This window comes from Leclercia barmai (assembly GCF_049312895.1).
GTDB classification, from domain to species: domain Bacteria; phylum Pseudomonadota; class Gammaproteobacteria; order Enterobacterales; family Enterobacteriaceae; genus Enterobacter; species Enterobacter barmai.
Window position 1 is genome coordinate 102,925 of the sequence record NZ_JBMNWZ010000005.1, and the last position, 13,633, is coordinate 116,557.

Consider the following 13,633-nt stretch of genomic DNA (forward strand, 5'->3'; position numbering starts at 1 on the left):
CGGCTTAAGTGCCGAATATCGTTCGGGTAGATCCCGACAGCCGCACTGAGAGGCAGCGGCAAAAATACAAGTACGCCCTCGCTTTAAAGGTTGGCTGCAGCACCGCCGACACCAATCAAACGAATAAGTGTGGATACCGTCTTATGGAGCAAAACCCGCAGTCACAGCTGAAACTTCTTGTCCAACGTGGTAAGGAGCAAGGCTATCTGACCTATGCCGAGGTCAATGACCATCTGCCGGAAGATATCGTCGACTCCGATCAGATCGAAGACATCATCCAAATGATCAACGACATGGGTATTCAGGTGATGGAAGAAGCCCCTGATGCCGATGATCTGTTACTTGCTGAAAACTCAAACAACACCGACGAAGATGCAGAAGAAGCTGCTGCACAGGTTCTGTCGAGCGTTGAATCTGAAATCGGCCGCACCACCGACCCGGTTCGCATGTACATGCGCGAAATGGGTACCGTTGAACTGTTGACCCGCGAAGGCGAAATTGACATCGCAAAACGCATCGAAGACGGGATCAACCAGGTTCAGTGTTCCGTTGCCGAATACCCGGAAGCGATCACCTATCTGCTCGAGCAGTACGATCGTGTGGAAGCTGAAGAAGCTCGCCTGTCCGATCTGATCACCGGTTTTGTCGATCCGAACGCGGAAGAAGACATGGCCCCTACGGCGACGCACGTCGGTTCTGAACTGTCTCAGGAAGAGATGGATGATGATGAAGACGAAGAAGACGAAGATGGCGATGACGACAGCAGCGATGACGACAACAGCATCGACCCTGAACTGGCTCGCGAGAAGTTCGGTGAACTGCGCACGCAGTATGAAGTCACCCGCGACACCATCAAAGCCAAAGGCCGCAGCCACGCAGCCGCTCAGGAAGAGATCCTGAAGCTGTCTGAAGTGTTCAAGCAGTTCCGTCTGGTGCCAAAACAGTTCGATTACCTGGTTAACAGCATGCGCGTGATGATGGATCGCGTACGTACCCAGGAACGCATCATCATGAAGGTGTGCGTTGAACAGTGCAAAATGCCGAAGAAGAACTTCATCACCCTGTTCACCGGCAACGAAACCAGCGAAACCTGGTTCAACGCGGCTATCGCGATGAACAAGCCGTGGTCTGAAAAACTGCGCGACGTGGCTGACGACGTCCATCGTGGCCTGCAGAAGCTGCAGCAGATTGAAGAAGAGACCGGCCTGACCATCGAGCAGGTTAAAGACATCAACCGTCGTATGTCCATCGGTGAAGCGAAAGCCCGCCGTGCGAAGAAAGAGATGGTTGAAGCGAACTTGCGTCTGGTTATCTCTATCGCCAAGAAGTACACCAACCGCGGTCTGCAGTTCCTGGATCTGATTCAGGAAGGCAACATCGGTCTGATGAAAGCGGTTGATAAATTTGAATACCGTCGTGGTTACAAGTTCTCCACCTACGCAACCTGGTGGATCCGTCAGGCTATCACCCGCTCTATCGCGGATCAGGCGCGCACCATCCGTATTCCGGTGCATATGATTGAGACCATCAACAAGCTCAACCGTATTTCTCGCCAGATGCTGCAGGAGATGGGCCGCGAGCCGACGCCGGAAGAGCTGGCCGAGCGCATGCTGATGCCGGAAGACAAGATCCGTAAGGTGCTGAAAATCGCTAAAGAGCCAATCTCCATGGAAACGCCAATCGGCGACGATGAAGATTCGCATCTGGGTGATTTCATCGAGGATACCACCCTCGAGCTGCCGCTGGACTCTGCCACCACCGAGAGCCTGCGTGCCGCCACCCACGACGTTCTGGCTGGCCTGACCGCCCGTGAAGCGAAAGTCCTGCGTATGCGTTTCGGTATCGATATGAACACCGACCACACGCTGGAAGAAGTGGGTAAACAGTTCGACGTTACCCGCGAACGTATCCGTCAGATCGAAGCGAAGGCGCTGCGTAAACTGCGCCACCCAAGCCGCTCTGAAGTGCTGCGTAGCTTCCTGGACGACTAATCCAGGTAAACAGCAAAAAGCTCCCAGCCGGGAGCTTTTTTTTGGGCTTTTTTCCCCTCTCCCCTACGGTGAGAGGGCCAGGGTGAGGGGGACCTAAAGCCCCCGCGTCACCAGCGCCTGGTCCAGCTCCCGGTACGCTTCCACCAGCTTCTCCAGCGTCGCCCGGTTAAGCCCGCTCGGATTCGGCAGCACCCACACCTGCGTCACGCCGATAGTGATCTTCTGCTTCCCCCACTGCACCCCACGCTGGCTGAACGCCTGCTCGTACGCCTGCTTGCCGAGGATCGCCAGCGCTGCGGGCTGATAGTCCTCAATCTTCTTAATTAACTCCCGTCCGCCGCTGCGCAGCTCATGCAGGTCCACCTCGCTCGCCTGCACCGTCGGCCGCTCCACCAGCATGGTGATACCGCAGCGGGTATCCAACAGCTGCTGCTCCTCTTCCGGCTTGAGTAACTTATCGGTAAAGCCAGCCTGGTAGATCACCTTCCAGAAGCGATTACCGGGGTGCGCAAAGTGAAAACCGGTGTGGGCAGAGGACTTGCCCGGATTGATGCCGCAGAACACAACCCGCAGGCCTGGCGCAAGGATATCGCTGATCATTTTTACTCCCGATGAATAGATCACTTTGAAAGTATAAAAGATTGAAAATGCGTTGTTTATAAAAACAGCAGGCAGGTGCGTATGGCTGGATTGCCGCGAGGAGTTACTTTATAATCCTCCGCCACGGCCCCTTAGCTCAGTGGTTAGAGCAGGCGACTCATAATCGCTTGGTCGCTGGTTCAAGTCCAGCAGGGGCCACCAAATATCAAGGGCTTAGATAAGCAATTATCTAAGCCCTTTTTTATGGGTTCAGGTAAGCCATCACCCCTGTTCGGCGTTCCTCGCCTCATACTGCGGCGGCGGTTTACGGAAACGCTGAGTCAGATACGCCAGATACAGCATGCCCAGCGCAGCCCATATCAGCCCCAGCGTCAGGGACGTTGCTTCAAGGTTGACCCACAGCACCCCTACCGTCACCGCACCAATCAACGGCAGCAGCAGATAATGGAAGCGATCTTTCCAGGTTTTGTTATAGCCCTTACGCCGCCAGAAGTGGTTATAAACCGACAGGTTTACGAAGGTAAAGGCCACCAGCGCGCCAAAGTTGATCAGCGCCGTGGCGGTCACCAGATCAAAGAACAGAGCCGACAGCGCCACAATGCCCACCATGATCACGTTCAGCGCCGGGGTACGCCATTTGGGATGGATATAACCAAACACACGCTCCGGGAAAACGTTGTCACGTCCCATCACGTACAGCAGGCGCGATACGCTGGCGTGTGATGCCAGCCCGGAGGCCAGGGTATTAACGAAAGTCGTGCACAGGAAGATTGACTGGAACAGCTTGCCGCCCACATAAAGGGCAATCTCCGGCAGCGCAGCATCAGGATCTTTAAAGCGGCTGATGTCCGGGAAGAAGAGCTGCATTGCGAAAGAGGCGACGATAAAAATTAGCCCGCCGTACAGTGCCGTCAGAAATATCGCTTTCGGGATCACCCGTGCGGCATCCGGCGTCTCTTCGGAAAGCGTAGTTACGGCGTCGAAACCCAGGAACGAGAAGCAGACGATGGTCGCCCCGGTGATGATCGGGATCAGGTGCGCATTCTCGCTAATAAAAGGCCTGAGCGACCAGACGGTCCCGACCCCTTCCCCTTTGTGCAGCCCCTGCACCACCAGCACCACAAACACCACCATGATGGAGACCTGCACCAGCACGAACAGGGTATTAAAGTTCGCCACCAGGCTGACGCTCTTCAGATTCGCGGCGGTCAGAATGGCGACAAAAGAGACCACCCAGATCCACGGCGGAACTTCGGGAAACATCGCTGAGAGGTAAATTTTGGCCAACAGCACGTTAATCATCGGCAGGAAGAGATAATCCAGCAGCGATGACCATCCCACCATAAAGCCGACGTGGGGGCTGATCGATTTTTGCGCGTAGGTATAGGCGGAGCCCGCCTCCGGGAACTGGCGAACCAGCTTGCCGTAGCTGATGGCCGTAAACAGCACCCCCGCCAGCGCCAGCAGATAAGAGGCCGGAACATGACCGTTGCTGATGCCGGACACAATGCCGAAGGTATCAAACACGGTCATCGGCGTCAGATAGGCCAATCCCATCATGACCACCTGCCACAGCTTGAGCGATTTACGCAGCCGGGGCTTACTCGCTTCTGAGGCGATATTTAATAAGGTGTTAATAGCCATAGAGGTTCACCCCCATGCTGGCGGGGATCTGTCGGCGCGTCGTCCTGACAACAAACCTGCTTAGCAAGGGGGTAAAGCATAAATAGAAGGAGACTGCGTACCGGCGGGCGGCGCGTTCGCACTCATGGCCCCCCTCTCCCTGCGGATAGACAGATATCTGCATCATCTCAATTCCTCATCACACAATGTGTCGTTAACAGAACCCCGCAGCGCCCATATGCAGACCGCGGGGCGCTTTTTCAGGCGTTTTTAAGCATCCACTCGATTTCGGTTTCGGTGATCAGCCGTTCGAATTGCAGCAGTTCGTCGTTCTTACAGGCGTGGTACACATGGCAGAAACGTTCTCCCAGGCGCTCGCGCAGGGTGTCGTTTTGCATAAACTCCCACAGGGCATCGCTCTGGCGGATCGGGAATGGCAGGCCTTCCTGCTCCAGCCCGTTGCCTTCCACCTCTTCATGCAGCGGCAGCGTATTGTCGAGCCCGTGTAAAATACCGGCGAAAATCGCCGCCATAACCAGATAAGGGTTGGCGTCCGCGCCTGCCACCCGGTATTCGACGCGGTGGTTATGGCGATCGCCGCAGGGAATACGCAGCGCCACGGTGCGGTTGTTATGGCCCCATGAAGCCTGAGTCGGCACATACATGCCCGGCTGGAAGCGACGGTAAGAGTTGACGTTCGGGGCCAGCAGCGCCATGGACGCCGGCATCAGGTCGATCATTCCCGCCAGCACCCGCTTCAGCAGGGCAGAATCTTCCCCATCTTCATCCGCCAGGATATTTTCCCCTTTGCTGTTCTGCATGCTGATGTGGATATGCATCCCGCTGCCCGCATGCTCTTCATAGGGTTTGGCCATAAAGGTGGCGTGCATCTTATGCTTCTCGGCCATCAGACGCACCAGACGTTTTAACGCCAGCGCATCGTCGCAGGCGTCCAGCACGTTATCGGTATGGTGGAGGTTGATTTCGAACTGGCCAGGCGAGGCCTCCGCCACCGCCCCGTCCGCCGGGATGAGCTGGAGCTGCGCCAGTTCGTCAATGTCGTTCAGCACGTCGGCAAAGTGGTTAAGATTATCAACGGAGTAAACCTGGCTCTGGGTGTTGCGATCTTCGGTGCCCGGTGCGCACGGCGGTTGCAGATAGCCTTCGGCATCGCGCTGACGATCGAGTAAATAGAACTCCAGCTCTACCGCTACCACCGGGAACACGCCGCGCTCGCGAAGCTGCAGCCAGAGGCGGTTCAGCACGTTCCGGGGCTCAACGTCAAAGGGAGCGCCATCTTCATCAACCATGGTCAGTAACACCTGACCGATATACTCCGGGTCAGCCGCGGAGGGCGTTAAGGTCCCCAGTACAGGAACGCAGGTGCAGTCCGGTTCACCCATATCCTGCCCAAGCCCGGCCTCTTCAACCACATTCCCCAGAATATCCATGGCAAACACCGACGCCGGGAAGTAGCACCCTTTTTCCAGCTTGTTCAGTCCGGCGACGGGAATACGTTTACCCCGGAAGCAGCCATTCAGATCGGTCAGCAGCACATCGACATACTGCGTGTTTGGATAACGCTCCAGATAGCGCCTCACCTCATGGCTAAAGGCGCTAACCCATCGCTCTTCCGACTTCTGCACAAAATTCTCTACTTCCAGGATACTGGTTTCCATCATTCACCGCCGTTGTGTTGAGTTTGGACTCTGACTTTCACTGTTAAATATAATGTCCATGACCCAACTTAGTATGCAAATAAATTGTTTGTCAAATGTTAAATTAAGTTTGCAAAGGGCAGATCTCACTGCTAGATTGAGAAAATATTGAACGAAATGGCCGCTTTTACGGCGAACGCGGTCATAATTTAGTCCACTTTGTGAAGGCGATCATGGAAAATATAATGTACAAACCCGTCATCGGCGTGGTGATGTGTCGAAACAGGCTGAAGGGTCACGAGACCCAGACCCTGCAAGAAAAGTATCTGAATGCCATTATTCATGCAGGCGGACTGCCCATCGCCCTGCCGCATGCCCTGGCGGAACCCGAGCTGCTTGAAGCTCTGCTCCCTACTCTGGACGGCATCTATCTGCCGGGCAGTCCAAGCAACGTACAGCCGCACCTTTATGGTGAAAACGGCGATGAGCCTTACGCCGATCCCGGGCGAGATCTTCTGAGCATGGCGCTGATTGGCGCGGCGCTGGAAAGGCGCATCCCCATTTTCGCCATCTGCCGTGGGTTGCAGGAATTGGTTGTCGCCACGGGTGGGACTCTGTATCGTCGTCTCTTCGAGCAGGCCGACCTGCTTGAACACCGCGAGGATCCTGAGCTGCCGGTGGAATTGCAGTACGCCCCGTCTCATGAAGTTCAGGTCAATGAGGGGGGATTGATTTCTCAGCTGATACCGGGCTGCAACACGTTTTGGGTAAACTCTCTTCATGGACAAGGAGCCAAAACCCTGAGCGATCGCCTGCGCGTAGAGGCCAGTTCTCCGGACGGGCTGGTAGAGGCGATTAGCGTACATCAGCATCCGTTCGCCCTGGGTGTGCAATGGCATCCCGAATGGAACAGCAGCGAATATGCCCTGTCTCGACTGCTGTTCGAAGGATTTATCACCGCCTGTCAGCGCTACGCCGCCGAAAAGCAGCGGCTCTGACCACTACCGTTAAGGAAATGCAAATATGAGCGATGACGGCCTGGCGCCAGGAAAACGTCTGTCAGAGATCCGCCAGCAACTGGGTCTTTCACAGCGTCGTGCCGCCGAACTGTCTGGTTTAACACATAGTGCCATCAGCACCATAGAGCAGGACAAAGTCAGTCCTGCCATCAGTACGCTGCAAAAGCTGCTGAAGGTTTATGGGCTGTCGCTCTCGGAATTCTTTTCTGAGCCAGAAAAACCTGATGCACCGCAGGTGGTGATCGATCAGGACGATCTTATCGAAATGGGCAGTCAGGGTGTTTCGATGAAGCTGGTTCATAACGGGGATCCGAACCGTACGCTGGCGATGATTTTTGAAACGTACCAGCCAGGAACCACAACCGGAGAGAGGATCAAGCATCAGGGTGAAGAGATAGGCACCGTACTGGAGGGTGAAATTATGCTGACGTTTAACGGTCAGACTTATCACCTGGTTGCCGGACAAAGCTATGCCATTAACACCGGCATACCGCACAGCTTCAGCAACACCTCGGCAGGGATTTGCCGAATTATCAGTGCCCACACCCCTACCACATTCTGATTTCTGGCCTGAGATATTCTCAGGCTTTCTTCAGGCCAACGCCGCCGGGTTTATTATTTCCGGCGGCGTGAAGAAAACGCAAATAAACACGTTCTCGCGGCGGGAAATGTATTTCCCGGCGGCCCCGAATAATACGCGCAAATAACTTAGCGCTTAATCCGGCACAGACAGGTTATTCATCCTGGGACGCCCCACGGCTGTGTATTGCCTGAACAGGCCGAATTTACTTTATCTGGTTACGCTACGAAGGAGTTTATATGGATTTTCAGCACCTGAGTTACTGGCAGAATAAAGCCAAAAGTCTGGAAATAGAGACCCGACTTTTTATTAACGGCGACTACTGCGACGCCGCCGATAATAGCACCTTTGAGACCCTCAACCCGGCGGCGGCGCAACCCCTGGCGCAGGTCGCCCGGGGTAAAAAGGCCGATGTCGATCGGGCGGTGCAGGCTGCCCGCCAGGCCTTTGATGACGGCGCATGGTCCCAGGCCTCGCCGGCAAAACGCAAAGCGGTGCTCTACGCCTTCGCCGGGCTGATGGAGCAACACCGGGAAGAGTTAGCCCTGCTGGAGACCCTCGATACCGGCAAGCCTATCCGCCACAGCCTGCGCGACGACGTTCCCGGCGCGGCGCGGGCCATCCGCTGGTACGCCGAAGCGCTGGATAAAGTCTATGGCGAAGTCGCCCCTACCGGCGCGGGTGAACTGGCGATGATCGTCCGGGAGCCCATCGGCGTGGTGGCCGCCGTGGTGCCGTGGAACTTCCCCCTGCTGCTGGCCTGCTGGAAGCTCGGCCCGGCGCTGGCGGCGGGCAACAGCATCATCCTGAAGCCTTCCGAAAAATCCCCCCTCACCGCCCTGCGCCTCGCCGCACTGGCAAAAGAGGCTGGATTGCCCAACGGGGTATTCAACGTTATCAGCGGCTTTGGTCACGAGGCGGGCCAGGCGCTGTCGCAGCACCCGGACGTGGACGTGATGACCTTTACCGGCTCCACGCGCACCGGCAAGCAGCTGTTAAAAGATGCGGGCGAGAGCAACATGAAGCGCGTCTGGCTGGAGGCGGGTGGCAAAAGCGCCAACATCGTCTTTGCCGACTGCGCGGATCTGGACCAGGCGGTGAGCGCCACGGCGGCGGGCATTTTCTACAACCAGGGGCAGGTCTGCATTGCCGGAACGCGCCTGCTGCTGGAAGAGAGCATCGCCGACGCATTCCTGGAAAAGCTCAAACAGCAGGCCCGCAACTGGCAGCCAGGCGACCCGCTCGATCCCAACACCACGCTCGGAACGCTGATCGACGCCAGCCATGCAGATACGGTCCACGGCTACATCCGGGCAGGCAGCGAGCACGGCACCCTGCTGCTGGACGGGCGCAACACCCCCTGGTCTGCCGCCATCGGCCCGACCGTCTTTGTCGATCTCCCTGCGAATTCCCCTCTGCATAAAGAGGAGATCTTTGGCCCGGTGCTGGTGGTCACGCGCTTTAAAGATGAAGACCAAGCCCTGGCGCTGGCCAACGACAGCCAGTACGGCCTGGGTGCTGCGGTCTGGACCCGGGATCTCTCCCGCGCCCACCGCCTCAGCCGCCGCCTGAAAGCCGGATCCGTCTTCGTGAACAACTACAACGACGGCGACATGACCGTGCCTTTTGGCGGCTACAAGCAGAGCGGCAACGGGCGGGATAAGTCGCTGCACGCGCTGGAAAAATTCACCGAACTGAAAACCATCTGGATTGCTCTGGAGCTTTGATCATGACCGAACATACCACCAGTTATTACGCAAACAGCGCCAACCCGCATGAGCCCTATCCGACGCTGAACGAATCCATTACCTGCGACGTCTGCGTCGTCGGCGGCGGCTACACCGGCCTCTCCTCCGCCCTGCATCTGGCGGAAATGGGCTTTGACGTTGTCGTGCTGGAGGCGGCGCGGATCGGCTATGGCGCCAGCGGGCGCAACGGCGGCCAGCTGGTTAACTCCTACAGCCGCGACATCGACGTGATAGAGCGAACCTACGGCCCGGACACCGCCAGAATGCTCGGCGACATGATGTTCGAAGGCGGGAACATCATTCGCGAACGCATCAAACGCTACCAGATCCAGTGCGACTACCGTCCCGGCGGCCTGTTCGTGGCGCTCAACAACAAGCAGCTGGATACGCTGGAAGAGCAAAAGGAGAACTGGGAGCGCTACGGCAACTACCAATTGGAGCTGCTGGATGCCCGCGCAATCCGTCGCGAAGTGGACAGCGATCGCTACGCGGGTGCCCTGCTGGATCACAGCGGCGGCCATATTCATCCCCTGAACCTGGCCCTCGGTGAAGCCGACGCTATCCGTCTGAACGGCGGAAGAGTGTTTGAACAATCCCCGGTGACCCGCATTCAGCACACCAGCCCGGCGGTGGTGAGTACCGCCCAGGGCCAGGTGACGGCACGCTATGTGATCGTCGCCGGCAACGCCTATCTGGGCGATAAGCTGGAGCCTGAGCTGGCGAAGCGCAGCATGCCCTGCGGGACCCAGGTGGTCACCACCGCGCCGCTCTCTGAGGATCTTGCCCGCTCGCTGATCCCGAAAAACTACTGCGTCGAAGACTGTAATTATCTGCTGGATTACTACCGTCTGACCGCCGACAACCGCCTGCTCTACGGTGGCGGGGTGGTCTATGGCGCCCGCGATCCTGCCGACGTGGAGCGGCTGGTGATGCCCAAGCTGCTGAAAACCTTCCCGCAGCTGCAGGGGGTGAAAATTGACTATCGCTGGACCGGCAACTTCCTGCTGACGCTGTCGCGGATGCCGCAGTTTGGCCGCCTCGATAACAACATCTATTACATGCAGGGCTACAGCGGTCACGGCGTGACCTGTACCCATCTGGCGGGGCGGCTGATTGCCGAGCTGCTGAGCGGGGATGCGCAGCGCTTTGACGCCTTCGCGAATCTGCCGCACTACCCCTTCCCGGGTGGCCGGAGCCTGCGTATTCCTTTCACCGCGATGGGGGCGGCTTACTACAGCCTGCGCGATCGTCTCGGTATGTAATCACACCATTCCAGTAAACCATTTTCAGCAAGGGGACAGAGCATGAGTAACAATGAATTCCATCAGCGTCGTCTTTCCGCCACCCCACGTGGCGTGGGCGTGATGTGTAACTTCTTCGCCCGTTCAGCGGAAAACGCCACGCTGACCGACGTGGAGGGGAATGACTATATCGACTTCGCCGCCGGGATCGCGGTGCTGAACACCGGCCATCGCCACCCGGAAATGGTGGCGGCGGTTGAAGAACAACTGCACCACTTCACCCACACGGCCTACCAGATCGTCCCTTACGAGAGCTACGTGACGCTGGCGGAGAAGCTGAACGAACTGGCCCCGGTACGCGGCCCGGCCAAAACGGCGTTCTTTACGACCGGCGCCGAAGCGGTTGAAAACGCGGTCAAAATCGCCCGCGCCCACACCGGTCGTCCCGGGGTTATCGCCTTCAGCGGCGGGTTCCATGGCCGTACCTACATGACCATGGCCCTGACCGGCAAAGTCGCCCCGTACAAAATCGGATTTGGTCCTTTCCCGGGCTCGGTCTATCACGTGCCTTACCCGTCAGCGCTGCATGGCATCACCACGCAGGATGCCGTCGCGGCCATCGAGCGTCTGTTTAAAGCGGATATCGAGGCGACGCAGGTAGCGGCTATTATTTTCGAACCGGTGCAGGGCGAAGGCGGGTTCAACGTCGCGCCACCTGAGCTGGTGGCGGCCATCCGCCGCATCTGCGATGAGCACGGTATCGTAATGATTGCCGATGAGGTGCAAAGCGGCTTTGCCCGCACCGGCAAGCTGTTCGCGATGGATCATTACGCTGACAAACCCGACCTGATGACCATGGCGAAAAGTCTGGCGGGCGGGATGCCGCTCTCCGGCGTGGTGGGTAACGCGCAGATCATGGATGCGCCAGCCCCGGGCGGACTGGGGGGAACCTACGCCGGTAATCCGCTGGCCGTGGCCGCCGCGCACGCGGTGCTGAAGATCATCGACAGTGAGGGGTTGTGCGCCCGTGCCCAGCAGCTGGGTGAACGCCTCGCCGCTACGCTCGAGGAGAGCAAAGCCTGGTGCCCTGGACTTGTGGCGGTACGCGGAGTGGGCTCGATGATCGCCGCGGAGTTCAACGATCCCGACAGCGGCCAGCCCTCTGCCGCACTGGCGCAAGCCATCCAGAAGAAAGCGCTGGAGCAGGGTCTGCTGCTGCTGACCTGCGGTCAATATGGCAACGTGATCCGCTTCCTCTATCCGCTGACCATCCCGGAGGCGCAGTTCAACCAGGCGCTGACGATTTTACAGCAGGTCACGCGCGGTTAAGCCATTGTGTGCCGACGTCATACGGACGTCGGCATTACCGCCAGCCTCCTTCCCTACGCTCAGTGCGTCCGGTACGGCTCTCTTACATAGTCCCGCAAGATATACACCATGTCGTGCAGCAGCCCGGTCAGGTCCTGCGCCACCTTATCCGGCAGCGTATTGCCCAGTAACGCCAGGTTCAGCGACTGGAGATACTCCACCATCAGGTAGGTTTCCTGCCAACAGAGCGGCATAGCGGAATCCACCACGTCATCGACGGTGAGCTGGGCGATAAGGTGCGAGGGCAAGTCTTCATCGCACAGGTGCGCCAGCCGGGTGAGCACGTGCGACAGCTGTCCGCATAACGCCAGACGCGGGGCAGTCTCTTTTGTTTCCAGCAGGACGGTCACCAGGGCGGCGCAACGATCCGTGACCTCAAACAGGTCAGCAGAGACGGGCAGCGGTGCGGTGAGCAGATGGTGGATAATGCTTTCGTCAGATTCAGGGTAAGACAGGGTTGGGATCGTAGCCATATGGCATCCTCCTTGTACGAAAAATGAGATCACTACCAGAGTTCCTACGCTCAGGGGGTGACGCTGACGGAGGTAGGAATGCCGACGTACAAGGGGATCGGCCAGCCTTTCGACTGCTCCGCCCGCGCCACCGTAATCATATCGGCATACGCGCTGGCAGCACACCGGATCGTAAATCCGGGTCACCTTATACTAAAGCGGGTTCCTACGCCCGGTTGCAGCTTCTACCGCAACGAGGAGGCTCTATGCCTTGTTTTGTCCCACAGAAAGAAAAAAGCGCCACCGCAAGTCATTCTTGCGAGGCGCTTTCCAGAATCCCACGATAAGAGGGGAAAATTATCTTGCCAGCGACACCAGCATCTTCAGACTCGCGGAGTAATAATCCTCCTGCGCCGTGATCTGCGGCTCGCCCGCCGGGAGTTGGCCCATCGCCAGGTCACGCACCGCCAGTAACCCGCCCGCCATCATATAGGGTGCCGGATCGCCTGTGGTGACGTTCACCCACGCAGGTGTCTGGGTCCGGGAGAATCGTCCCCAGTACGCGGTATACGGCGCCATCAGCGGGCTGGTTGGCTGATACCACTTCACGTACAGCGGCACGCGGATCGCGTCGTAGCTGAAGCGCGCAGGCCACTCTTTGGCCGGGGTGACGCGACCGTCGGCGGAGAGTGAAACCCAGTCCGCCGGGAGCTGGGTGTTGCCGAAGCGCATTTTCACCAGCAGCTTCTGCCCGTCGTTAATCAGGTCACGCCACACCGTCAGATGGCTGCGCTTCGCGAAATCTTCCCAGGCCGGGAAGATAAAGTACGACGGGTTCAGATTCACATGGCTGTTGAGGTTAAAGCCTTTCGCTCCAGGCAACATCACGCGATAGCCAGCAAAGCTGATGACGTTGCGGGCCACCAGCTCTTTGGTAATAGCGTCCGACGCATTCAGATAGCTGCTGTCGTTCCACTGGGTGCCCGCCTTTAACAGCGCCCAGGCGATAAAAGTATCGCCGTCGGTGGCGTTGTTTTTATCCATAACCGGATCGGCGGCCACCGGGTTAAAGCGCCAGTAGAACAGCCCCGTCTGCGGATTTTGCAGGTTCTTTTTGGTCCAGGTCCAGATTTTGTCAAAACCGGCGCGATCGTTGTTGCGCACCGCCATCATCATGGCGAAGCCCTGCCCCTCGGTGTGGCTCACGCTGTTGTTGCCGGTATCAATGATGCGACCGTCCGGCATCAAAAACCGCGCCTTGTAACTGTCCCATGCGCTTGTGGCAAAGACCTGCTGGCTGACTATCAGCCCCAGCGCCAGAACCACGATTTTAGCTCGCTGCCACATGGCCAA

11 protein-coding genes and 1 tRNA gene are annotated in these 13,633 nt (G+C 57.8%); 7 read left to right on the forward strand and 5 right to left on the reverse strand.

From position 1 onward, the window contains the following. Positions 1-8: 8 nt before the first annotated feature. On the forward strand, positions 9-1,991 hold the full coding sequence (gene rpoD, locus ACOYA6_RS18030) for an RNA polymerase sigma factor RpoD (RefSeq protein WP_072036725.1): 1,983 nt from the start codon (positions 9-11) through the stop codon (positions 1,989-1,991). A 93-nt stretch (positions 1,992-2,084) separates the two neighbouring features. Here the strand turns inward: rpoD and mug are convergent, their stop codons facing one another. Further along, positions 2,085-2,591, reverse strand: coding sequence for a G/U mismatch-specific DNA glycosylase (mug, locus tag ACOYA6_RS18035; RefSeq protein WP_039031742.1), 507 nt, complete (start codon positions 2,589-2,591; stop codon positions 2,085-2,087). A 125-nt stretch (positions 2,592-2,716) separates the two neighbouring features. On the opposite strand from mug, the gene ACOYA6_RS18040 reads away from it, so the two are divergent. After that, positions 2,717-2,792, forward strand: a tRNA-Ile gene (locus ACOYA6_RS18040). Positions 2,793-2,852: 60 nt separating this feature from the next. On the opposite strand, the gene ACOYA6_RS18045 is transcribed toward ACOYA6_RS18040, so the two are convergent. Then, positions 2,853-4,235 (reverse strand): APC family permease, encoded by a 1,383-nt coding sequence (locus tag ACOYA6_RS18045; RefSeq protein ID WP_422655153.1) that lies wholly within the window; start codon positions 4,233-4,235, stop codon positions 2,853-2,855. 239 nt (positions 4,236-4,474) lie between these two features. Beyond that, positions 4,475-5,893 (reverse strand): glutamine synthetase family protein, encoded by a 1,419-nt coding sequence (locus ACOYA6_RS18050; protein WP_039031740.1) that lies wholly within the window; start codon positions 5,891-5,893, stop codon positions 4,475-4,477. Positions 5,894-6,117: 224 nt separating this feature from the next. Here ACOYA6_RS18050 and puuD point away from each other — a divergent pair, with 224 nt between their 5' ends. From puuD to puuE, 5 genes are all read left to right on the forward strand, one after another. Next, positions 6,118-6,870, forward strand: a complete 753-nt coding sequence (gene puuD / locus ACOYA6_RS18055) for a gamma-glutamyl-gamma-aminobutyrate hydrolase (RefSeq protein WP_197057144.1) — start codon at positions 6,118-6,120, stop codon at positions 6,868-6,870. A 25-nt stretch (positions 6,871-6,895) separates the two neighbouring features. Next, a complete protein-coding gene (gene puuR / locus ACOYA6_RS18060; RefSeq protein WP_039031738.1) occupies positions 6,896-7,453 on the forward strand; it encodes an HTH-type transcriptional regulator PuuR in 558 nt (185 codons plus the stop codon). Positions 7,454-7,710: 257 nt separating this feature from the next. Further along, on the forward strand, positions 7,711-9,198 hold the full coding sequence (gene puuC, locus ACOYA6_RS18065) for an aldehyde dehydrogenase PuuC (protein WP_422655154.1): 1,488 nt from the start codon (positions 7,711-7,713) through the stop codon (positions 9,196-9,198). A gap of 2 nt (positions 9,199-9,200) precedes the next feature. Beyond that, a complete protein-coding gene (locus ACOYA6_RS18070; protein ID WP_422655155.1) occupies positions 9,201-10,481 on the forward strand; it encodes an NAD(P)/FAD-dependent oxidoreductase in 1,281 nt (426 codons plus the stop codon). 42 nt (positions 10,482-10,523) lie between these two features. After that, a complete protein-coding gene (puuE, locus tag ACOYA6_RS18075) occupies positions 10,524-11,789 on the forward strand; it encodes a 4-aminobutyrate transaminase (protein WP_422655156.1) in 1,266 nt (421 codons plus the stop codon). A 59-nt stretch (positions 11,790-11,848) separates the two neighbouring features. On the opposite strand, the gene ACOYA6_RS18080 is transcribed toward puuE, so the two are convergent. Together ACOYA6_RS18080 and ACOYA6_RS18085 are read right to left on the reverse strand one after the other, a co-directional pair. After that, the gene (locus tag ACOYA6_RS18080) at positions 11,849-12,301 is read right to left on the reverse strand and encodes a hypothetical protein (protein ID WP_139563656.1); all 453 of its coding nucleotides are present in this window, start codon (positions 12,299-12,301) and stop codon (positions 11,849-11,851) included. Positions 12,302-12,637: 336 nt separating this feature from the next. Beyond that, positions 12,638-13,627, reverse strand: a complete 990-nt coding sequence (locus ACOYA6_RS18085) for a family 8 glycosyl hydrolase (RefSeq protein WP_223074588.1) — start codon at positions 13,625-13,627, stop codon at positions 12,638-12,640. Positions 13,628-13,633 lie beyond the last annotated feature (6 nt).